The organism is Terrabacter sp. NPDC080008, assembly GCF_040702505.1.
Classification (GTDB): domain Bacteria; phylum Actinomycetota; class Actinomycetes; order Actinomycetales; family Dermatophilaceae; genus Terrabacter.
On the sequence record NZ_JBFBLC010000006.1, the window covers coordinates 266,411 to 288,828 of the forward strand.

The window sequence follows — 22,418 nt, forward strand, 5'->3', positions numbered from 1 at the left end:
GCCGGGGGCAGACGTAGGCTGACGACGTGCAGCAGCCGAACGGCATACCCCCGCAGTCGACCGCCGCGACGGGCACGACCCGGCTGTCCACGACCCGGACCCTCCCGCTCGAGACCCACGACCTCGGCACCTTCGAGGACCTCGTCGACCTCGTCAGTGGCGGCGGGGTCGTCGTGCTGTCGGGGGCCGGTCTCTCGACGGAGTCGGGCATCCCCGACTATCGCGGCCCGGACGGGACCCGGCGGGTCGAGCCCATGACGTACGGCGAGTTCGCTGGCTCCAGCGAGGCGCGGCGGCGGTACTGGGCGCGCAGCTACATCGGCTGGCAGCGGTTCAATGCGGCCGAACCCAACGAGGGCCACCGCGTCGTCACCGACCTGCAGCAGGGCGGCTACGTGGGACCGGTCATCACGCAGAACGTCGACGGCCTGCACCAGGCGGCCGGTGCCACCGACGTCGTCGAGCTGCACGGCTCGCTCGATCGCGCCGTGTGCCTCACCTGCGGGGAGTACACCTCGCGCATCGGGCTGCACGAGCGAATGACACAGGCGAACCCCGGGTTCATGGAGCGCTTCGCCGAGGCGGCCACGGCCGTGGGCTCGCAGTGGGGAGAGCAGGTGCGCCCCGACGGTGACATCGTCCTGGCCGACGCCCTCGTGGAGTCCTTCCACGCGCCCCGCTGCCTCGTGTGCGGCCGCGACACCGTCAAGCCGGACGTCGTCTTCTTCGGTGAGTCGGTGCCCAAGGCGCTCGTCGAGCGGTGCTTCAGCCTCGTCGAGGCCGCCGGTGCCGTGCTCGTGCTGGGATCGTCGCTCTCGGTGATGAGCGGCTACCGGTTCGTGCGCCGGGCGCACCAGAGGGACGTGCCCGTCGCGATCGTGACCCGCTCGGCGACCCGCGGCGACGGCGAGGCGACCCTGCGCCTGCACGCCCCGCTCGGCCCCACCCTCACCCGACTGCGCAACGGGCTGGGGCACTGAGGCGTGCGCCGGCCGATCCTCGCCCGGGTCACTCGGCGGTCGGGCCCGCGGCGCGCGCCTCGGGCCCGTGCGCATCGCGCAGGTCCCACAGCTCCTTGGTCTGCACGCCCCAGTACGTGCCGAACAAGGCGATGATGATCACCTCCGAGACGAGGACGAGGTGGTCGAGGCCGGCCACGCTCACGGCGGTGAGCACGGCGGTGCCCAGGGCCACGGCGAGGGCCACGGCGAGGGTGATGTAGATCCGCTTGTAGACGGAGCCGCGACCGTCGGCCCGGCCCTGGTGACGCTCGTCGACGCGCAGGGCACTGAGTACCATGACGGCGATCACGCCGGCGACCATGGTGGCGGCCGCGATCCCGTGGCTGAGGGCGATGAAGCGGTCGCGCAGGGCGAGGAAGAGGACCAGCTCACCGAGCACGACCGCACCGCAGGCGATGCTCACCACGACCGAGCGCACGGTGCGTCGGGCGCGCGCGGCCGCCCGGCCGGGACGCTGGAGCCAGGCGACGACACCAGCCGCGAGGACGGCGACGACGAGCAGCGACCAGATGTTGTTGCGCACGGCGGCGGCGATCTCGGGTGCCGTCTGGGTGTATGCGTTGGGCCCGCACCGCCCGTCGGGCTCGGTCGGGACCAGGGCCACGACGAAGGCCATCAGGCCCGAGAAGTTGAGCAGCACGTCCTCCTCCGCCGAGTGCCCCTTGTAGGCGATGAGGTTGGCGCCGAGGGCGCAGAGGGCCCCGACGAAGATGCCGCGGGCAGGGGTGTAGTAGTACGCGCTGATGGAACCCAGCCAGCAGGAGTGCCCGGTCTCCCACCACCACTGGTAGCCGACCGACAGCAGCAGCATGAGGAGCAGCCCGATCATCGCCCCCCGCAGGTAGCGGTAGGTGAGGACGACGTCGCGCGTGCGCTCGTGGGCCATCGGGCGGCCTGGTCCGCGTCGCAGCCGCTCAGATGCGGCGCAGCACCGCGGTGACCTTGCCGAGGATCGTGGCGTGGTCGCCGTCGATGGGGGAGAAGTCGGGGTTGTGCGGCATGAGCCACACGTGGCCGTCCTTGCGCTTGAACGTCTTGACGGTCGCCTCGTTGTCGAGCATCGCAGCGACGACGTCACCGTTGTCGGCGTGCTGCTGCTGGCGCACGACGACCCAGTCACCGTCGCAGATCGCGGCCTCGACCATGGAGTCGCCGGTGACCTTGAGGAGGAAGAGCTCGCCCTCGCCGACGAGCTGGCGCGGCAGCGGGAAGACGTCCTCGACGACCTGCTCCGCGGTGATGGGCACCCCGGCGGCGATCTGCCCGAGCACCGGCACGTACGAGGCCTGCGGTCGGGCATCGCCCGAGTCGGTCTCGGTGTCGTACTGGTCGCCGCCTGGGCGGGCCGGCTCGCCGGACCCCGCGCGGTAGCCGAGGTCCTCGGCCTTTGCGTCGGGGGAGACGACCTCGAGGGCGCGCGGACGGTTCGGGTCGCGGCGCAGGTAGCCCTTGGCCACGAGGGCGTTGAGCTGGTGGGAGACGCTCGAGGGACTGGCCAGGCCCACGGCGTCGCCGATCTCTCGCATGCTCGGCGGGTAGCCACGCCGGTCGACGGAGTTGCGGATGACCTCGAGCACGCGCCGCTGGCGGACGGTCAGGCCGTCCCCGTTCTCGCGGTCGGGGAGCTCGGTCACGCCCATGGTGTTCCCTTCGTCGGCTCTCGTTCAGACCGCGGCTGACTCCCCGGATGTCGCTGTGTCGGGACCAGTGTCAGTGGTGGCTGCTGAGGTGTCTGATGTGAGCACAGACTACGAGTTTCGAACACAGTTGCCAAACATGTGTTCGATGCGTGTCTCGACTTCGTCGCCGAGGCGTGCTAGAAATCGTACAGACGTTCTATCGAACACATGTTCGCCGGATCACGAGCAAGGGGAGGTCACCATGAGCGCCGTCGTCGTCGAGGACGTTCGTCAGGCCGGTGTCGAGCGGAAGGCCCGGCGTCACGTCGAGCAGGGTGTCGGGCGGGGTGTCGAGCGGCACCTCGTGCTCGTTCCAACCGGCCGGGATGCAGTCCTCGCCCGCCGTGCCGGTGGCCGTGCGGCCGACGCGGAGCGCGTCTGCGGCGCCGCACCCACGATGCGGCTGACGCGTTTCGGCCGCCTCGTGCGCACTGTGCTCGTCGCCGGCGTCATCGCCGTTCTCGGCGTCGGTCTCGCGGGCCAGCTCGCCTCGGCCAGTGGGGATGCCCGCACGATCACCGTGCACGCGGGCCAGACCCTGTCCGGCATCGCAGTTCGCGAGCTTCCCGAGCTGTCCGTCACCGACGGCGTCGTCGAGCTGCAGGTCGCCAACGGCCTGAGCACGTCACAGATCCACGCGGGGCAGCAGCTCGTCATCCCCGCCCACTGACGGGCGCACGCCCGTCCCCCAGATCGGCCGCGTTGGCTCCACCTCTGCGGCTGGCGACTGCGGCGCTTCGACCCCGCCGTGGCCGCCCCCGGACGCCGCATCCCCTGCAGGGGGTGCGGCGTTCCTGGATCAGGCCTCGTCGATGTCGTGACCGCTGGCGTGATTGCTCTTGGGAGGGTTGTCGTGGTCGGTGTCGTTGCTGGTGTACCTGTTGGGGTCGCCGTCGTGGTCCTCGCCGGGCAGCTCGAACCACACGTTCGTGCCCTGCCCCTCGACGCCGCTGATCCCGATCAGGCCGCCGTGGGCCTCGATGATCCGCCTGACGGTTGCGAGCCCGATGCCGCTGCCCTCGACGGAGCTCTTCGCGTCCGGTGCCCGGTGGAAGAGCCCGAACACCGTCTCGCGGTCCTGTTCGGCGATCCCGATGCCGTTGTCGCGGACCTGGATGCGCCAGGACCCGCCCCGGCGTTCGGCGCTCACGTCGACGACCGGCGCGGCGTCCGGGCGGGCGTACTTGACGGCGTTCGAGACGAGGTTGAGCAGGACCGAGTACAGCTGTTGCCGGTCCACGGACACGGTCGGCAACCGGCCCGCACTCACGGTCGCCCCTGCGCTGCCCAGCGTCGGCGCGAGGTCCTCGAGCACCGAGGCGAGCACGTCGCCGAGATCCGTCGGGCTGCGCTGCAGCTGAGCGCCCACCAGTGCATACGCGAGCATCTGGTCGATCATCCCGGCCATCCGGGTGGCGGCACGGTGCGCCGTCGTCACCAGGCGCTGGGCCCACTTGTCGTCCTTGACCGAGTCCTCCTGCCCGAGCAGCTCGGTGCTGGCCATGATGGCGGTCAGGGGCGTCCGCAGGTCGTGGCTCACCTGGCCGGTGAAGACGGACAGCGCCTCGTTCGACCGGTGCAGCTCCTGCTGGGTGCGGGTCAGCGCCTCGAGCGAGCTCTCCAGGCGCCTGGTGCGCAGCCGCAGCTCAAGCACGTCCACGACCCGCTCGGCCACCGTGCCCAGCGCCTGCTCCTGCTCTGCATCGAGCTGGCGCGGATGCGAGTCGAAGACGCAGAGGCGTCCGATCGCCACTCCGTCCGGGGTCACGAGCGGCGCCGAGGCGTAGAAGCGGACGTCCCCGAGCCGTCCGGTGACGAAGGGGTTGTGGCGGAAGCGCTCGTCCAGTCGTGCATCGGGCACGACGACCCGGGCGGTGTGCTCGAGCACGGCCGCGCACATCGAGTCCTCACGGGTGCAGATCGAGGCGTCGAACCCCAGTGTGGCCACCTGGTGCTGGTGGGTCGCGCTGATGAGGTTGATCGCGGCTCGGGGCGCTCGACACACCTGTGCGGCGATCTCCACGAGCGCCTGCAGCTCCTTCTGGGGCGCGTTGCCGAGCACGTCGTAGTCCCGCAGCGCTGCCTCTCGACGCTGCCAGGAGCCGGCCGGCGGGTGCTTTGTCCGGGTCGTCACGGAAGGAAGCCTCGGACATCAGCGCTGCAGGGGCAAGCACCGGGCAGGTGCGAGCGTGCGGCGCGAGACGGCATACGTCCTCGGCTGCTCCGCAGCGATGCCCGGAGGCCGCACATGGGGGAGTGGTGGGCGCCCGGGGCCCCCAGATGTAGGGGTGGCGCGCGCCCGACACGCCGTCCGGAAAGAGAGCTCCACGGCGTTTGTGCAGGTCAGCGGCGCGACACGCGGGCACTTCGGCGATCTGCTTGCGGTGCAGGTCACAGCGCGCCTACAGTTACCCCAACATCTAGTAGTTACACAGATGTAAGACGTCCACATGTAGTCCCCAACTCGATGGGGGTTACGCACAGGTCATCCCCAACGTCGTCCCCAGGTCGTCCCCAGGCGTCACCGGTTCCACGAACTCCGGTGCAGCCCATGGACACCTGTGGGGAATCGTGCCGGATGGGTGGGCGTTCCGCGAACGTCCGAGCTGGGGAGAGGGAGGTGGCCAGGCGTGCACTGCCCGTTCTGCCGCCACACCGACTCGCGGGTCATCGACTCGCGAACGACCGACGACGGGGCCTGCATCCGTCGCCGTCGTCAGTGTCCCCAGTGCAGCCGCCGCTTCACCACGCTCGAGACCTCGAGTCTCAACGTGATCAAGCGGTCGGGTGCCTCCGAGCCGTTCAGTCGGTCCAAGGTGCTCTCCGGCGTGCGCAAGGCATGCCAGGGACGGCCCGTCAGCGAGGACGACCTGGCCCTTCTCGCCCAGAAGGTCGAGGAGGCGATCCGGTCGCAGGGCAACGCCGAGATCGAGGCGCACGAGGTCGGCATGGCCGTCCTGGAGCCGCTCCGAGAGCTCGACGAGGTCGCCTACCTCAGGTTCGCCAGCGTCTACCAGGCGTGGGAGAGCCTCGAGGACTTCGAGGGAGCCATCGCGCTCCTGCGAGCCGAGCGTGCCGCCCTGGGGGAGGAGCCCGCAGCTCCCTCGCAGGTCGACGGGCTCGGCGCCCAGCGGTAACACCCTCCACCCAGCCTCAAACCCTCGGCGCCATCGGCGCTCCAACGCCCACCGGGGCGCCCGAGCACTGTCGGTGCTCCACGCAAGACTCATTCCCAGCAGCAGATTCGGTCAGGGAGGCCGCACGACATGACGGAGATCGGTAACCGCAGCTCACGCTCGAAGGCTGGCGCCAAGGGCGTCAAGATCGAGCGCATCTACACCACGCCCGGCGTCCACCCGTACGACGAGGTGACGTGGGAGAAGCGCGACGTCGTCCAGCAGAACTGGAAGACGGGGGAGACGATCTTCGAGCAGCGCGGCGTCGAGTTCCCCGACTTCTGGTCGGTCAACGCCAGCACGATCGTGACCACGAAGTACTTCCGTGGCGCCGTGGGCACGGCCGCCCGCGAGACCTCGCTCAAGCAGCTCATCGACCGCGTCGTGCTGACCTACGTCGCCGCCGGCAAGAGCAACGGCTACTTCGCCTCGCCCGAGGACGCCGAGATCTTCGAGCACGAGCTCACCCACGCCCTGCTGCACCAGGTCTTCTCGTTCAACTCGCCCGTGTGGTTCAACGTCGGGACCAAGAGCCCGCAGCAGGTCTCCGCCTGCTTCATCCTCTCCGTCGACGACTCGATGGACTCGATCCTCAACTGGTACAAGGAGGAGGGAAAGATCTTCCAGGGCGGCTCCGGCGCCGGCCTCAACCTCTCCCGCATCCGCTCCTCCAAGGAGCTGCTCTCCTCCGGCGGCACGGCCTCGGGTCCCGTCTCCTTCATGCGCGGCGCCGACGCGTCGGCCGGCACGATCAAGTCCGGTGGTGCCACCCGTCGCGCCGCCAAGATGGTCGTGCTCGACGTCGACCACCCCGACATCGAGGAGTTCGTCGAGACCAAGGCGCGCGAGGAGGACAAGATCCGTGCGCTGCGCGACGCCGGCTTCGACATGGACCTCGGCGGCAAGGACATCGTCTCCGTCCAGTACCAGAACGCCAACAACTCGGTCCGCGTCAACGACGAGTTCATGAAGGCGGTCGAGGACGGCACGAAGTTCGGCCTGCGCTCGCGGCTCGACGGCTCCGTCATCGAGGAGGTCGACGCCCGCGACCTCTTCAGCAAGATCGCCAAGGCCGCCTGGGAGTGCGCCGACCCCGGCATCCAGTACGACGACACGATCAACGCCTGGCACACCAACCCGGAGACGGGCCGCATCACGGCCTCCAACCCGTGCTCCGAGTACATGTCGCTCGACAACTCCTCGTGCAACCTCGCCTCGCTCAACCTGCTGAAGTTCCTGCGCGACGACGACACGTTCGACGCCGTCACCTTCCAGAAGGTCGTCGAGCTCGTCATCACGGCGATGGACATCTCCATCTGCTTCGCGGACTTCCCGACGGAGCCGATCGGCGAGACCACGCGCAACTACCGCCAGCTCGGCATCGGCTACGCCAACCTCGGCGCGCTGCTCATGGCCACCGGCCACGGCTACGACTCCGAGGGTGGCCGCTCGCTCGCTGCCGCCATCACCTCGCTGCTGACGGGCGCCGCCTACAAGCGCTCCGCCGAGATGGCCGGTGTCGTCGGCGCCTACGCCGGCTACGCCCGCAACGCCGAGGCACACAAGCGCGTCATGCGCAAGCACCAGGCGGCCAACGACAACATCAAGACCCTCGACGCGATGGACTCCGACGTCCACAAGCTCGCGACGAAGGCGTGGGACGACGTCGTCAAGCTCGGTGAGAAGCACGGCTACCGCAACGCCCAGGCGTCGGTGCTGGCCCCCACCGGCACCATCGGCTTCATGATGGACTGCGACACGACCGGCATCGAGCCTGACTTCTCGCTCGTGAAGTTCAAGAAGCTCGTCGGCGGCGGCTCGATGCAGATCGTCAACCTCACGATCCCGCGGGCCCTGAAGAAGCTCGGCTACCAGCAGGAGTCGATCGAGGCCATCGTCGAGTACATCGCCGACAAGGGCCACGTCGTCGACGCGCCCGGCCTCAAGCCCGAGCACTACGAGGTCTTCGACACCGCGATGGGCCAGCGCGCCATCTCCCCGATGGGCCACGTGCGCATGATGGCCGCGACCCAGCCGTTCCTCTCCGGCGCCATCTCCAAGACGGTCAACCTGCCCGAGACGGCCACGGTCGAGGAGATCGAGGACGTCTACATGCAGGGCTGGAAGCTCGGCATCAAGGCCCTGGCGGTCTACCGCGACAACTGCAAGGTGGGCCAGCCCCTGTCCGACGGTGGCTCGACTGCCAAGGACAACAAGGCCGCCGCGGACGCTGCTGCCGCAGAGGTCAAGGTCGAGAAGGTCATCGAGTACCGCCCGGTGCGTCGCCGCCTGCCCAAGCGCCGCTCGTCCCAGACGACGTCGTTCGCCGTCGGTGGCGCCGAGGGCTACCTCACGGCCGGCACCTACGACGACCAGCAGCTCGGCGAGATCTTCCTCAAGTTCGGCAAGCAGGGCTCGACGCTCGCCGGCGTGATGGACGCCTTCTCGATCGCCGTGTCCATCGGCCTGCAGTACGGCGTGCCGCTCGAGACGTTCGTGGAGAAGTTCACGAACCTGCGCTTCGAGCCCGCCGGCCTGACCGACGACCCCGACGTCCGCATGGCGCAGTCGATCATGGACTACGTCTTCCGGCGCCTGGCTCTGGACTACCTCGACTTCGACACCCGTTCGTTCATGGGCATCCACACGGCTGCCGAGCGGGCCCGCCAGGTCGAGACCGGCTCCTACGAGGCCGTCGAGTCCGACGAGTCGGACGAGGACCTCGAGGAGGAGCTCGAGTCGCTGCAGCAGTCGGCCCCCGTGTCGAAGAAGGCTGAGCCCAAGGCCGACGAGACGTCCAAGACCGAGGTCCAGGGCGCTGCGGCCGAGGTCAAGTCGGGCGCCGGTGCCGCCTCGGTCCGTGAGGCCTCGGGTGACGTGCACAGCTCGGCCGAGCTGCTCGAGAAGTTCGGCGGCATCACGGCCGACGCGCCGATCTGCATGACCTGCGGCACCAAGATGCGTCCCGCCGGCTCCTGCTACGTCTGCGAGGGTTGCGGCAGTACCAGCGGCTGCAGCTGATCGCATCGGTGGCGGATGGCACGAGCGAGGCAGCGAGTGACATCCAACCGGCCAGCAGTCTTCCGGGCGACGCACTCGGGATGACCTGGCGCCGGTGATGAGGGCCCGACCCCACGAGGGGGTCGGGCCCTCGTCGTGTGCCCCGCTGCGATGGACCTAAGATGTTCTGTCAGAGAACAACCCTGCATCCCCGGTCTTTGGAAAGGCGTCATGCTGCTGGAACCGTCACGGCCCCGGGCCGTGCGTGAGCACCGGATGGCCGGCTGGTTCGCCGTCGGCACGGTGTGCTTCGGCGCCTTCATGGGCCAGCTCGACGCGAGCATCGTCACCTTGACCTTCCCGGCGCTGCAGACCGAGTTCCACGCACCGCTGGCCGCGGTCGAGTGGGTGTCCCTGTCGTACTTGCTGGCCCTGGTGGGTCTCGTGGCAGCGGCCGGGCGAGTGGCCGACGCCGCAGGCCGCAAGCTCGTCTACCTCGGAGGATTCGCCGTCTTCACGGCGGCTTCGGCCGCCTGCGCCCTGTCCCCGAGCCTCGGGTGGCTCATCGGCTTTCGCGTCGTGCAGGCTGTCGGTGCCGCGATGCTCCAGGCCAACAGCGTCGCCCTGGTGGTGACGAGCGTCCCTCGCGCCAAGATGCGCGCAGCGCTCGGCGTCCAGGCTGCGGCGCAGGCACTCGGCCTGGCGCTGGGCCCCGCCCTCGGCGGGCTCCTCGTCGCCTCGGTGGGCTGGCGGTGGGTCTTCTGGGTCAACGTGCCCGTCGGCATCGTCGCCATGGTCGCCGGCCGATACATGCTGCCGCGCACTCGGCAGCGCACAGGGCTCGGACGCTTCGACTGGCCGGGTCTCCTCCTGCTCGCGGGCGCAACCACGGTGTTCCTGGTGGGGCTGTCCGGCTTCTCGGGACTTCCGCTGCCAGCCTGGGCAGCTGCGGCGCTGGTCCTCGTCTCGGTCGCGTTACTTCTCGTTTTCGTGCTGCGCGAGCGTCGCGCCGCCAACCCGCTCGTGGACCTCGAGGCGCTACGGCCCCGAGCCGTCTCGGTCGGTCTGCTCGGGGCGCTGTGCGCCTACCTGGTGCTCTTCGGGCCTCTCGCCCTCTTCCCCCAGGTCCTCGGCGCCCACGGGTCGGGCGGCTTGGTCCTCACGGCCCTGCCTGCCGGGTTCGCCGTCGCGGCCGTCCTGGCGGAGCCCGTGCTCCCGCCACGCTGGAGCGCGCGTCGGCGCGGACTCATCGGGGGCGGGCTCTGCCTCGTGGCGCTGTCGGCGCTCGTCGCCCTCCCCACCCGGCCAGGATGGGCGGCGGGGTGGCTCCTCGCGCTCGGCCTGGGGTTGGGCCTGTTCATCCCGGCCAACAACTCGGCCATCATGGCCGCCTTTTCGCCCAGCACTGCCGGAAGCGGAGGCGGCCTCGTCAACATGGCCCGCAGCCTCGGCACGGCACTCGGTGTCGCGGTGGTGACCCTGTCGCTGCACCTGGCCGACACGAACGGCCTTGGCTCCGGATCCCAGTCGGGGGCACGGCCCGCCCTTCTCGCTCTTCTCGCCTTCGCCGCTGCGACGACGGCCACGGCAGGAGCCGCTCGCCGTTTCACGGAGCCACGGTGACCGGGGCCGCGGCCACCGGAGAAAGCGCCGAGCTTCACGAGCCGCCACGGACGGAGCTGGTGGTGGCCGACCTCGTCGCGCGTCTGCGCCGGGCGATGCGCCGGGCGGCGCGGGCGAGCGCCCCCGCCAACGCGCTGTCGGTGGCCCAGCTCGAGCTCCTGTCGTGTGTCGCCGAGAATCCCGGCATCCGCCCGAGCCGGCTGGCACGGGTGCTGCAGCTGGCCCCCAACTCCGTCACCACTCTCGTCAACGGGCTCGAGCGCGGGCACCTGCTCACGCGCGCGGGCGGCGGAGCGGACCGGCGCGCGGTGGCCCTCTCGTTGACGACGGCCGGGGAGGAAGCCGTACGCCGGTGGCAGGCGACGAATGCGGCGATCCTCGGTGACGCGCTGGGGCACCTGGACCCGGGACACCGAGACCTCCTGCAAGCGGCGATGCCCGCGCTGGACGCGCTCGTGCGAGCCATCGACGCCCGTGCCGACGTGTCGTCTCCGGGCCGCTCGCCGCGTTGATCCGGGGACGATCGGCGGGGATCGCTGGCGCGCTGATCAGCGAGACAGGCCGGGTGCACATCGCGAACGCGTGGGTATGAAGAGCGTGGTCGGTTCGCGCTCCACGGCATCGAGAGAACCGGGAGCACCGCACCGGCCGCACGCCCACTATCGACGGAGACTCACCGTGATCGTCCTCGCACTCGCCACCCCTCTGCTCGGCTTCGCGCTGCTCCTGTCCATGCAGCGCCTGGAGGAGCGCCTCATGTCGGCTCCGGCGCGCGTCTCCGGAGACTCCACCGACTGAATCCCCCCGTCAGGCCACCACGCTCGCAATGGCGAAGTAGTCCGCCGGCATGGGCGTGTGCAGCCGCCAGGTGATCCGTTCCCTGCCGGCGGATGTCGAGCACGCGGCGCAGGTCCTCTCAGACGGCGTGCTAGCGGCCTAGCGCTGTCAGTCCCACTCGAACGAGCCGAATCCGCCTCCGTCCGGCAAGACCAAGAAGGCCGGCAGCTTGCCGGGTCGGCAGCCGCGGGCACGGATGCCGAGCCGGCCGTGCGCATCCCGGGTGCAGACTGGTCGGGACGGGCACTGCCGCTCCGAGAGAGGACGGGCCATGGCGACCCCGAGTCCTGGTTACTCCATCACCGTCCGCGTCGAGGTGCCTGCGTCGGCCAACGCCACCGCCGCGCTCACCACCGCCGTCGCCTCGGCGGGCGGCGCCCTGACGGCACTGGACGTCGCTGAGAGCCGGACGGACCGGCTCGTCGTCGACGTCACCTGCGACACTAGGGACGAGGCGCACGGAGAGGCCATCACGGCTGCGATCTCCGGGGTGCCCGGCGCGGTCGTCCGCAAGGTCAGCGACCGGACGTTCCTGCTCCATCTCGGCGGCAAGATCGAGGTCAAGCCGAAGGTGCCGCTCAAGCACCGTGACGACCTCTCGCGGGCCTACACGCCGGGGGTGGCCCGGGTGTGCCGTGCCATCGCCGAGCACCCCGAGGACGCGCGGCGCCTGACGATCAAGCGCAACACGGTCGCCGTCGTCACCGACGGGTCGGCGGTGCTGGGGCTGGGCAACATCGGGCCCCTCGCAGCCCTGCCGGTCATGGAGGGCAAGGCAGCGCTGTTCAAGCAGTTCGGGGGAGTGGATGCCTGGCCCGTCTGCCTCGACACCCAGGACGCGGACGCGATCGTCGAGATCGTGCGTGCCGTCGCCCCCGTCTACGGCGGCATCAACCTCGAGGACATCTCCGCGCCGAGGTGCTTCGAGATCGAGGCGCGCCTGCGCGAGCTGCTCGACATCCCGGTCTTCCACGACGACCAGCACGGCACGGCCATCGTCGTCCTGGCCGCGCTGACCAACGCGCTTCGTGTCGTGGACAAGTCCATCGATGACGTCCGGATCGTCGTGTCGGGCGTCGGGGCGGCCGGCCACGCCATCATCCGCCTGCTGCTGACCCAGGGTGCCCGCGACATCGTCGCCTGCGGCCGGAGCGGGGCGGTGCACAGCGGCGAGGTGGCGATGGAGCCGTTCCGCCAGTGGATCGCGGACCACACCAACTCCCGGCACGAGACCGGGTCGCTGCGCGAGGTCCTCGTCGGCGCGGACGTCTTCATCGGGGTCTCAGCGCCGGACCTGTTGTCGGGCGGCGACATCGCGACCATGGCGCCGGACGCGGTCGTCTTCGCCCTTGCGAACCCGGTCCCCGAGGTGGACCCGCTGGCGGCGAGCGAGCACGCGGCCGTCGTTGCCACCGGGCGCTCGGACCATCCCAACCAGATCAACAACGTGCTCGTGTTCCCCGGCTTCTTCCGTGGCCTGCTCGACGCGCACGTCAGCGGCATCACCGATGCCATGATGGTCGCCGCCGCGCAGGCCCTCGCCGGGACCGTGGCGCCGAGCGAGCTCAACCCGAGCTTCATCATCCCCAGCGTGTTCGACACGAGCGTCGCGCCGGCCGTCGCCGAGGCGGTCCGCCGCGCCGCGGAACTATGACGTCGCGTACGTGTGCCGTCCCGGCGGGCAGCGGTGATGAGCCCGGTCAGGCGGCGTGACGCCCGCGGACTCCCGTGCGGACCACAGAGCCTGGGGGCACGGACTCGTCAGTGTCCACGCGTGCTCCGTCCCAGACGTGCGCCTCGGGACCGACCTTCGCGCGCGGACCGATCCGTGCGTCCCGCCCGACGACAGCTCCGGCGGCGACGTGCGCCCTGGTGCCGACGTTGGCGTTCGCGTGGATGACTGCCTCTCGGTCGATCCAGGCCCCGCCCGCGATGTGCGCACCCTCGCCCACGACCGCGCCCCGGTCGACGTAGGCGTGCTCGCCGACGTATGCCGTCGGGTCGACGTGGGCGTGCGACTCGACGAAACCACCACCGTTGACGTGGCGGGCGTAGCGCAGCATGGTGCCGTTGTCCTCTTCGAACTCCTCGTACTTCCTGCGCCTCATCGTGCACCCCCTCCGGGTTGGAGCGGGGGCACGTTGCCCACGCTCGTGACATGGCATCCAACGATCACGTGAACGTGAAGATTCCGGCCGACGGCCAACGTTGGACACCCTCTTTGGAGCAACGTTCGTACCCGCCCAGGTGGTTCCTGATTCACGCGTCTCACGACAAACCGGGCGCCTCTGGCGCATCGGGCGTGGCGGCATACGGTGGAAGGATGAACTTTCGATACCTCGGCAACAGCGGACTGAAGATCTCCGAGATCACCTATGGCAACTGGCTGACCCACGGCTCCCAGGTCGAGAACGACGTCGCGACCCAGTGCGTGCGGGCGGCGCTCGACGCCGGCATCAGCACCTTCGACACGGCCGACACGTATGCCAACACCAAGGCCGAGTCGGTGCTCGGCGAGGCCCTCAAGGGCGAGCGGCGTGAGAGCCTCGAGATCTTCACGAAGGTCTACTGGCCCACCGGGCCGGGCGGCAAGAACGACACCGGGCTCTCGCGCAAGCACATCATGGAGTCGATCAACGGCTCGCTGCAGCGGCTGCAGACCGACTACGTCGACCTCTACCAGGCGCACCGCTACGACACCGAGACGCCGCTCGAGGAGACGATGCAGGCCTTCGCCGACGTCGTGCGTCAGGGCAAGGCGCTCTACATCGGCGTCAGCGAGTGGACGGCCGACCAGATCCGTGAAGGCGTCTCTCTCGCAAAGGAGCTCGGCTTCCAATTGATCTCGAGCCAGCCGCAGTACTCCATGCTCTGGCGCGTCATCGAGGGCGAGGTCGTCCCGACGTGCGAGGAGCTGGGAGTCAGCCAGATCGTCTGGAGCCCGATCGCGCAGGGCGTGCTGACGGGCAAGTACCAGCCCGGCCAGCAGCCGCCGGAGGGCTCGCGCGCCGCCGACGAGAAGGGCGGCGCGGACATGATCAAGCGCTTCATGAACGACGACGTGCTGACGCGCGTGCAGAACCTCAAGCCCATTGCCGATGAGGCGGGCCTGTCGATGGCGCAGCTCGCCGTCGCCTGGGTGCTGCAGAACCCGAACGTCGCCGCTGCGCTCGTCGGTGCCTCGCGTCCGGAGCAGGTGGCCGAGAACGTCAAGGCGGCCGGTGTGAAGCTCGAGCCGGAGCTCATGAAGAAGATCGACGACGTCCTCGGCGACATCGTGGAGCGGGACCCGGGCAAGACGAGGGAGACCGCGCCCCAGCAGCGCGTCGCCTGACCACCTGCCGTATGCCGTCGGGCTACAAGCGTCGTCTCGTAGCCCGACGCGTCGGCCCCCGTCCGGTCGGGAGCGTGCTGCCACTCGTGGCGCCCAGGCGCGGCAGCACTCTCGTCGGGCACGGACGTCCGCGGCGGACCACTCCCGACGCGCCTACATCGCGGAAACGTCAGAACGGGGGGAGTGGTTCGGCTTCGCCGGACACCACCCGGCTCGAAGGTGCCGGCCGTGCGCGGTCGACCGGAAGTGCCGATGCTTCGTCGCGCAAGGGTTCGAGCCAGTCCCTGGGATAGGTGTCATAGACCCGACCGGCCTTGGTGCGCCATCGAACTCGGTCGCCTTCGCGCTGGACCGACCAGTGCCCGTGCGTGTGGACGTTGTGGTGGGCTCGGTGCTTGCTCGTCAGGTTGTCGACGGCGGTGGGTCCGTGTGGCCAGGGGATGTCGTGGTCGAGGTCGCACCTGGCCGCTGGCACCGTGCAACCCGGTGCCCGGCAGGTCCCGTCGACCGCCTCGACGTGCGCGCGCATGGCGGGCGTGGGTCGGTAGCCGCCTGTCTCGAGCTGCAGGGCGGCTCCGGTGACTGCGTCGACGGCCAGCCTTCGCCAGGTCGAGTCGTCGTGCAGCATGATCTGGCGGGCCTGGTCAGCCGCGATCCAGCCGTAGCCCGGCACCTCGCACGGCGCGTCGGTGAGCCCGAGGGCCGTCGAGAACGGCACGACCAGCGTGACGCAGGCCGCAGGCCTGCGCCCGAGGCGCGTAAACCATGGCACCTGCGACGCCGCCTCATGCCGCCCAGCGCTGTCTCGTCGGCCGCTGTCTCGTCGGCCGCTGTCTAGCGGGCCGCGGTCTAGCGGGCCGCTGTCCCGTGGGCCGCTGTCCCGTGGGCCGCTGTCTCGTCGGCGCGGGTCCCATATACCGCCATCGCCGGCACTCGTGCCATCGGCGAGGCCGTCACTGCCCGGCCTGCCGTGGTCGGAGCGCTCCGGCCTCGCGCCCGGATAGTCCGGCCAGCCGAACATCAGCGTGTCGGTGATGACGTCGGCTCTCAGCGAGTCGAGGTCGCGGGGGTCGCCCGCTGCACGGGCAGCCCGAGCCACCGCATCGGCTCGATCCATGGCGGAGATGATCTTGTCGGCGTCGTTGACGACCGTCATGGTCGCCAGGCCGTCGCCGTCGAGCTGGGCATGCGCTCCGCGGCGTCGTCGCGCCGCCCGTCGGCGCTCAGCTGCCTCGCGGTCGGCAGCGAGGCAGGCTCGCGTCAGCCGTTGGCGAAAGAGGCTGGGAGACGGCGGTGCGCCGTCCTTGGGCTTGAGGACGGACTCCACGACACCTGCTCCGCACTCCGGCGGCAGGGCCGCTATCTCCCGGAAGATGGTGCAGGCCCGATACAGCGAGACCTGTCCCTGCTGCAGCCGGGCGCGCAGCGCGGCCGCGCCTGGCGTGCGCGCCAGCGCCAGCCCCAACCGCACGCCGACCTCCTGCTGTCCGAGCCCTGTCGCGGTCGACACCTCCATGGCTGCCAGCTCGTCAGCCTCTATCCACCCCGGGGCAGCGGGCCGCCCGAGGCCGGCCGTCCGTGCCAGCTCGCTGGCCTCGATGGTGGACCGGAGCCGGGCCAGGGCCTCGAGGCCGGCAGCGTCCAGAACGGACTTGCAGCGCTCCGCGAACTCGACGGTCCTTAGCTCCGCATCCGCCTGGGCCTCCAGCTGCGAGAGGGCGTCCGCGGCTCGCACGGGTGACAGATCGTCGGCGGCAGCCTCGAGCAGCTCGGTCAGCAGCGCGGGGACGACGTCGGCCAGCAGCGTCTCGGCCACCTGTTTGCGCAGCGCTCGCTCGAGCACGGGGAGGTCACGTTGCCGGACGGCCGTGCGGCAGCCTGCTCGCGTTCGGAATAGCCTCGCCAGGCGGTCGACGTCGACGACGACGTCAGTGACACCAACGCGCCGATCGGTGCCCACCCCTGTTACGTCGTCCATGATCTATTCGAACAGATGTTCGAAGGGAAGTCAAGAGAACGCACGTCCTTGCCTGACTCTGGATGGGTTGGCGGTTGTGCGCAGGCGAGGGCCGGAGGAGGGTGCCGACATGGACGTCGATCTGCAGCAGCTGTTCACGCGCGCGGCATCCGAGAGTGCCCGCCATCGCCGCACCGTCGGCGATCGGCCGGTCCATCCGGCCACCGACCGGTCTGCCATGGACGCTGCCTTCGGAGGTCCGCTGCCCGCGCGCGGCTCCGACCCGCAGCGTGTCGTCGACGACCTGGTCGCGGCGGCGGGGCCCGGCCTCGTCGGGTCGGTCGGCCCGCGGTTCTTCGGCTTCGTCATCGGCGGCGCATCTCCCGCCGCGACGGCCGCCGACATGCTCACGGCGGGATGGGACCAGTGCGCCTACAACGACGTGCTCTCTCCGGCGGCCGCAGCGGCTGAGCGCGCGGCTGCGTCGTGGACGAAGCACCTGCTCGGCATCCCTGAGACCGCCTCGGTCGGCTTTGTCACCGGCGCCCAGGCGGCCAACACGGTGGGCCTGGCTGTCGGTCGACAGCGTGTGCTCGCCGACGTGGGCTGGGACGTGGCGCGGGACGGGCTGTTCGGGGCGCCCCGGGTCGCGGTCGTCGCCAGCGAGGAGCGACACGCCACCATCGACCGCGCCGCCCGACTCCTGGGCTTCGGCACGAGCAGCATCGAGCCGGTGGCTGCCGACGACCAGGGAGCCATCGACGTCGAGAGCCTCCGCGCGACCCTGGCAAGGCTTCGGGACCGACCGGTCATCGTGTGCCTCCAGGCAGGCAACGTCAACACCGGCGCCTGCGACGACCTCCGCACCGCGACCGAGCTCGCGCACGAGCACGGCGCGTGGGTCCACGTCGACGGCGCCTTCGGTCTCTGGGCCGCCGCCAGCCCTCGAACCGCGCACCTGCTCGACGGTGTCGAGCTCGCGGACTCGTGGGGCACCGACGCGCACAAGTGGCTCAACGTCCCGTACGACAGCGGGCTCGCGTTCTGCGCCGATGCGTCGCTGCACGCCGCCACGATGTCGTATGCCGCCGCGTACCTCACCGGGTCGGGCGCCGTCTCGGATCCCGTCCTCGGGGACCTCACGCCCGAGTCGTCCCGGCGGGCAAGGGGTTTCGCGGTGTGGGCGGCGCTGCGGGAGCTGGGGACGGACGGGGTTGTGGGCCTCGTGGACCGGTGCTGCGCGCTGGCCCGGCAGATGGCGGCTCGTCTCGAAGCCGGTGGAGCCCGCATCCACAACGACGTCGTGCTGAACCAGGTTCTCGTGAACATCGGCGACCCCGGGCTCACGGACTCGGTGGTGCAGGCCATCCAGGCGGATGGGACGTGCTGGGTCGGCGCAACCACCTGGCACGGCCAGCGGCTGATCCGCGTCTCCGTGTCCAACGCGACGACCACCGAGCGCGACATCGACGTCTCCGCCGAGGCCATGCTCGCCGCCGCTGCATCCGTGTCGTCGTCCCTGTCGTCCCGTCACTGAGCCCGCTGCGGCGAAGGGGAGCGCACCAGGGCCGCCATCTCCTCCTCCAGGAGCTCGACGAGGCGCTCACCATCGGGCACCACGTCGGGATCGCGCACGACCGTGATCGCGAGCGTGCCGGCATACGAGAGCACGTCGAAGATGACCCCCGTGTTGCCCGGCGTGACGGCGACGGGGACGACCCGGTTGACGACCTGCCCGCAGAAGGTCCACGGCCGGCTCGGGCCACGCATGTTGCTGACGTAGGTGTTGACGAGGCGCTGGTGATCGACGAACCACCGGAAGACGCCGAGCCGAGCCAGCGCACGGAAGGCCAGGTTGAGCGGCGCGGCCGAGGCAGCTCGCGGGCGGGTGCGCTGCGCCCGCGACACCGCGGCGACCGCGCGGACCGTGGCTTCGGTGGTGGTCTTGACGGGGATCCGGAAGGGCACCACGCCGGTCTCGTTGCCGAGACGGCCGGCGCTTGCCGAGGTGCGGCCTGAGTAGGGCACCGACACGACGACCGAGTCGACTCGCCCGCGCTCGGCGACGCTCTCTGCGAGGGCGTGCGCGACGGCGGAGAGCAGGAGGTCGTTGAGGGTGACGCCGAGCCGGTGGGCCGCGGCGAGGACGTCGGCGAGAGGCGTTTGCACGCACGAGATCCGGCGCGTGGGCCCGGTGGGTCGGTTGAACGGCGTACGGGGGCACAGTCGCGGTCGAGGAGCCCCGGAGCCGACGCCCAGGTCACGTGCCCCCGATCGGGCCAGGCGCGCTCGATCGCCGAGCGCCTGCAGGGTCCTGAGGTGCTCACACCACGCGTCCGCAGCGAGCTCGCGACGGGTCGGCTTCGATACCTTGCTCGCTGTCGGCGGCGCAGCCGGCGGCGCGTCGGTCAGGGCGCCGAGCACGGCGAGGCCTCCGAGCCCGTCGGCCAGGACGTGGTGGGCCACGACGACGAGCGCGGCGCGGTCACCGCCCAGACCGGTGACCCAGCACGCCTGCCACAGTGGCCGGTCACGCGGCAGTGGCCGGCACGCCTCCTCTGCCGCAGCAGCCCACAGGGCGTCCTCGCCCTCGACCTCGCGGAAGCGGAGGTGGCGCGCCACGTCGAACCCTTCGTCGTCGCACCAGTAGGGGCGCCCGCAGCCGAGCGGTGCGGACCGCAGCCGACGATGGAGACGCGGGACGGCTGGAGCGCCGCGCTCCAGGGCCTGCAGCACGTCCTCCCTGGCGAGGTCGCCACCGCCCTCTACGACGAGAACCGCGGCGATGTTCATGGGTGCCGCTCCGCGGTCCGTGACGAGCGTCGTCAGGTCGTTCGGCGTGATCCGGTCGACCGTGCCGACGTCCGGCTGGTCCCCACGGGAGCTCCGCGCACCCATGACACGACCGTATGCCGCCTCGTGTCCGCCCGTGCGTGGGTGTCGCAGGCCGACCTGTTTCTCCGCTCACATCCAGCCCTGCACCACCGCACTCAGATCCCGTCCAGCGAAATCCCAGATGTTCTTGACCATGTCTTGACCGAGGTCGACGTAGCGTCCCCGCTGCTGCGGTCGTTGGTCACACGAGCGAGGGCGCCCGTCGTCGCTCCACGGTCTCGACCGGATGCCTCGGGGGTGTCCTCCTTCCCTGGATCTCAGGAGCTGCACATGCTGCACACGTCGTTCAGAAGAGCTCGATCCCGCGCCTTGCCACTCGTCGCCTCCGTCGCCCTGGTGGCCGCGGTCGGCGTCGCGGCACCTGCCCTCGCTGCCACGCCTGCGTCCGGCTCGCTGTCGGACACGAGCACCAGCGTGCAGTGGTCCGCGGGCCCCTTCGCCGTGCCCAACGTCACCGGCACTGTCGGCGACGTCACCTGCGGCCCCGGACTGTGCGACGACTACGCGCTGCACGTCTCGACCCCCAGCGGGTACGGCGACAGCCACCAGCTCACCATCAAGGTCGGCTGGGCCAACTCGGCCGCCGACTTCGACATCTACCTGCTGGACGCTCAGGGCGCCGTCATCGCCTCGTCCGCCTCCAACTCCGACCCCGAGGTGATCGTGGCGCCGCCGACGAGCGGGGACTACACGGTCCGCGTCGTGCCCTACGCGCCGCTGGCCGAGACGGTCACCGGCACGGCGACCCTGACGTCGATCCCGGCCAACCCCGCCCCCAGCACGGCCACGCCGCCGACGTTCAGCCAGTACGGCGCACCCGAGTCGTTCCCGCAGGCGCACAACGCGGGGGAGCCGTCGATCGGTAGCAGCCACACCACGGGCGCGTCGTTCTACCAGGCGCTCTACGACACCTACCGGGCCACGTGGGACGACAGCGTCTCCCCGTCGAAGGTGACGTGGTCGAACGTGTCGGCCACCCCCGCCAACGGCTGCCTCACGGGCGGCTCCACCTCCCTCGACCCGATCGGTTTCACGGATCCCGCCACCGGCCGCGTGTTCGAGAGCCAGCTCGCCGGCAAGACCTCGCTGATGTGCTACTCCGACGACGAGGGCAAGACGTGGTCGCCCAGCCAGGGCGGCGGCCTCAACTCCGGCGTCGACCACCAGACCGTCGGCGGGGGTCCCTACTCGCCGGGCGGCATCGGAGCCCTGCCGACCTCCACGTACAAGAACGCCGTCTACTACTGCAGCCAGGACATCGCCGACGCGAACTGCGCCGCGAGCCACGACGGCGGCGTGACCTTCGGGCCCGCGATCCCGATGTACTCCCTCCTCGACTGCGGCGGCCTGCACGGGCACGTCAAGGTGGCTCCGAACGACGGCACCGTCTACGTCCCGAACAAGTCGTGCGGCGGCAACCAGGCCGTCGCCGTCTCGGAGGACGGCGGCACCACGTGGTCGGTGCGCAAGAACCCGGCCAGCACGGCCGGTGACTCCGACCCGAGCGTCGGCATCGGCGCCAAGGGCACCGTCTACCTGGGCTACCAGGCCGCCGACGGAACGCCCCGCGTCGCGGTGAGCCGCGACAAGGGCAAGACGTGGACCGACGACCAGAACGTCGGAGCGAGCCTCGGCATCCACAACGTCGTCTTCCCGGCGGTGGTCGCGGGCGACGACGACCGTGCGTCGTTCGCCTTCATCGGCACGACGACGGCGGGCAACTACCAGGACGCCGCCAACTTCAAGGGCGAGTGGCACCTCTACGTGTCGACCACCTACGACGGCGGCAAGAGCTGGGTCACGGTCGACACGACGCCGAACGACCCCGTGCAGCGCGGCTCGATCTGCACCGGCGGGACGACCTGCGGCAACGACCGCAACCTGCTCGACTTCATGGACGCGACGGTCGACAGGACGGGGCGGGTAGAGGTCGGCTACGCCGACGGCTGCACCGGCGCCTGCGCCCAGCCCGGTGGTGCGCAGAACTTCGACGCCTACGCCACCATCGCGCGCCAGCAGACGGGCAACACGCTGTATGCGGCGTACGACGCCCTGCCCAACCTGACCCCGACGGCGCTGTCCGTGTCGAAGAGCGGCGGCCTCTACGTCGCGAGCACCACCCTCGCCAACACGGGCAAGGCGGCGGCCCAGGGCGTCACGGTGCGGCTGCTGGTCGACGGCGTCGACGCGGGGACCTCCACAGCCACCGCGGTGGCAGCCGGGGCGTCGACGACGGTCACCTTCCCGGGCGTGCGGCTGGCCAAGGGAACGCACACGATCGCCGTGGTCGCCGACCCGGCCAACGCCGTCAAGGAGTCCGACGAGGGCGACAACCAGCGCCAGATGCAGGTGACGAAGTGACCCGACCCACGTGCTCGTCGCCTGTCACGGGCAGGCCTGGGATGAGGCGCCGCGTCCTCGCGCCCACCCTCGTCATCCTCGTGGCAGCGACGGCTCTCGCGGGCTGTGAGTCCGACGAGCTCGACTCCGCCATGGCGGAGCCCGGCACGACCTCGGCACCGGTGGCCGTCTGCGCCAAGGACGCCAAGCCGGTGGCACTTCCCTCGTCCTTCCCGACGGCCGCCGGCGTGCCCGACGGTTTCATCGTCACAGGCGTCGAGGCCCGGAGCGGCAACCGCACGGTGGTGACCGCGGTGTCGCCCAAGCCCTTCCGGGCGACCCTGGCCGACATGCAGAAGGCGTACTCCAGCCGGGGTTGGACCCCCTCGGAGGGGGAGGTCGAGGAGCGGGACGCAGAGTCGAACTTCGCCGGGAACGGACTGCGAGGCCGGTGGGCGATCCGCGAGATGCCCGACTGCACCGGCAACACCTCGGTCAGCCTGCTCCTCGGCAAGTGAGCGGCTGAGCGAGGACGGCGGGCGAGCGTTCCGACGC

At 70.6% G+C, this 22,418-nt stretch carries 17 protein-coding genes; 11 read left to right on the plus strand and 6 right to left on the minus strand.

The window, feature by feature from the left end; translation table 11 throughout:
- Positions 1–26 precede the first annotated feature (26 nt).
- Positions 27–980, plus strand: a complete 954-nt coding sequence (locus tag AB0316_RS17440) for a Sir2 family NAD-dependent protein deacetylase (RefSeq protein ID WP_366274307.1) — start codon at positions 27–29, stop codon at positions 978–980.
- A gap of 28 nt (positions 981–1,008) precedes the next feature.
- Here the strand turns inward: AB0316_RS17440 and AB0316_RS17445 are convergent, their stop codons facing one another.
- Positions 1,009–1,908 (minus strand): hypothetical protein, encoded by a 900-nt coding sequence (locus tag AB0316_RS17445; protein WP_366274308.1) that lies wholly within the window; start codon positions 1,906–1,908, stop codon positions 1,009–1,011.
- Positions 1,909–1,936: 28 nt separating this feature from the next.
- Positions 1,937–2,662 carry a transcriptional repressor LexA gene (lexA, locus tag AB0316_RS17450; RefSeq protein ID WP_366274309.1) on the minus strand — a complete coding sequence of 242 codons (726 nt, stop codon included), beginning with the start codon at positions 2,660–2,662 and terminating at the stop codon, positions 1,937–1,939.
- A 241-nt stretch (positions 2,663–2,903) separates the two neighbouring features.
- Between lexA and AB0316_RS17455 the strand changes: the two genes are divergently transcribed.
- A complete protein-coding gene (locus tag AB0316_RS17455; protein ID WP_366274310.1) occupies positions 2,904–3,371 on the plus strand; it encodes a LysM peptidoglycan-binding domain-containing protein in 468 nt (155 codons plus the stop codon).
- Positions 3,372–3,500: 129 nt separating this feature from the next.
- On the opposite strand, the gene AB0316_RS17460 is transcribed toward AB0316_RS17455, so the two are convergent.
- Positions 3,501–4,835, minus strand: coding sequence for a GAF domain-containing sensor histidine kinase (locus tag AB0316_RS17460; protein ID WP_366274311.1), 1,335 nt, complete (start codon positions 4,833–4,835; stop codon positions 3,501–3,503).
- A gap of 496 nt (positions 4,836–5,331) precedes the next feature.
- Between AB0316_RS17460 and nrdR the strand changes: the two genes are divergently transcribed.
- The 5 genes from nrdR (at position 5,332) to AB0316_RS17485 (ending at position 12,991) form a co-directional block, all read left to right on the plus strand.
- Positions 5,332–5,838, plus strand: a complete 507-nt coding sequence (nrdR, locus tag AB0316_RS17465; RefSeq protein ID WP_366274312.1) for a transcriptional regulator NrdR — start codon at positions 5,332–5,334, stop codon at positions 5,836–5,838.
- A gap of 129 nt (positions 5,839–5,967) precedes the next feature.
- Positions 5,968–8,898 (plus strand): vitamin B12-dependent ribonucleotide reductase, encoded by a 2,931-nt coding sequence (locus AB0316_RS17470; protein WP_366274313.1) that lies wholly within the window; start codon positions 5,968–5,970, stop codon positions 8,896–8,898.
- 210 nt (positions 8,899–9,108) lie between these two features.
- Entirely contained in the window at positions 9,109–10,500 is a 1,392-nt protein-coding gene (locus AB0316_RS17475; protein ID WP_366274314.1) for an MFS transporter, read from the plus strand.
- 62 nt (positions 10,501–10,562) lie between these two features.
- Positions 10,563–11,012, plus strand: a complete 450-nt coding sequence (locus tag AB0316_RS17480; RefSeq protein ID WP_366274315.1) for a MarR family transcriptional regulator — start codon at positions 10,563–10,565, stop codon at positions 11,010–11,012.
- Positions 11,013–11,608: 596 nt separating this feature from the next.
- Positions 11,609–12,991 (plus strand): NAD-dependent malic enzyme, encoded by a 1,383-nt coding sequence (locus AB0316_RS17485; protein ID WP_366274316.1) that lies wholly within the window; start codon positions 11,609–11,611, stop codon positions 12,989–12,991.
- Positions 12,992–13,037: 46 nt separating this feature from the next.
- Here the strand turns inward: AB0316_RS17485 and AB0316_RS17490 are convergent, their stop codons facing one another.
- Positions 13,038–13,445, minus strand: a complete 408-nt coding sequence (locus AB0316_RS17490) for a transferase (protein WP_366274317.1) — start codon at positions 13,443–13,445, stop codon at positions 13,038–13,040.
- Between the two features lie 215 nt (positions 13,446–13,660).
- On the opposite strand from AB0316_RS17490, the gene AB0316_RS17495 reads away from it, so the two are divergent.
- Positions 13,661–14,671 (plus strand): aldo/keto reductase family protein, encoded by a 1,011-nt coding sequence (locus AB0316_RS17495; RefSeq protein ID WP_366274318.1) that lies wholly within the window; start codon positions 13,661–13,663, stop codon positions 14,669–14,671.
- A gap of 169 nt (positions 14,672–14,840) precedes the next feature.
- Here AB0316_RS17495 and AB0316_RS17500 read toward each other — a convergent pair whose 3' ends face one another.
- A complete protein-coding gene (locus AB0316_RS17500) occupies positions 14,841–16,514 on the minus strand; it encodes a hypothetical protein (RefSeq protein ID WP_366274319.1) in 1,674 nt (557 codons plus the stop codon).
- Positions 16,515–16,758: 244 nt separating this feature from the next.
- On the opposite strand from AB0316_RS17500, the gene AB0316_RS17505 reads away from it, so the two are divergent.
- A complete protein-coding gene (locus AB0316_RS17505) occupies positions 16,759–18,165 on the plus strand; it encodes an aminotransferase class V-fold PLP-dependent enzyme (protein ID WP_366274320.1) in 1,407 nt (468 codons plus the stop codon).
- On the opposite strand, the gene AB0316_RS17510 is transcribed toward AB0316_RS17505, so the two are convergent.
- A complete protein-coding gene (locus AB0316_RS17510) occupies positions 18,159–19,526 on the minus strand; it encodes a wax ester/triacylglycerol synthase domain-containing protein (RefSeq protein WP_366274321.1) in 1,368 nt (455 codons plus the stop codon). The genes AB0316_RS17505 and AB0316_RS17510 overlap by 7 nt on opposite strands.
- Before the next feature lie 267 nt (positions 19,527–19,793).
- Between AB0316_RS17510 and AB0316_RS17515 the strand changes: the two genes are divergently transcribed.
- Positions 19,794–21,884, plus strand: coding sequence for a CARDB domain-containing protein (locus AB0316_RS17515; protein WP_366274322.1), 2,091 nt, complete (start codon positions 19,794–19,796; stop codon positions 21,882–21,884).
- 41 nt (positions 21,885–21,925) lie between these two features.
- Complete coding sequence (locus AB0316_RS17520) at positions 21,926–22,381, plus strand: hypothetical protein (RefSeq protein ID WP_366274323.1); 456 nt, start codon at positions 21,926–21,928, stop codon at positions 22,379–22,381.
- The last annotated feature ends 37 nt before the right edge of the window (positions 22,382–22,418 follow it).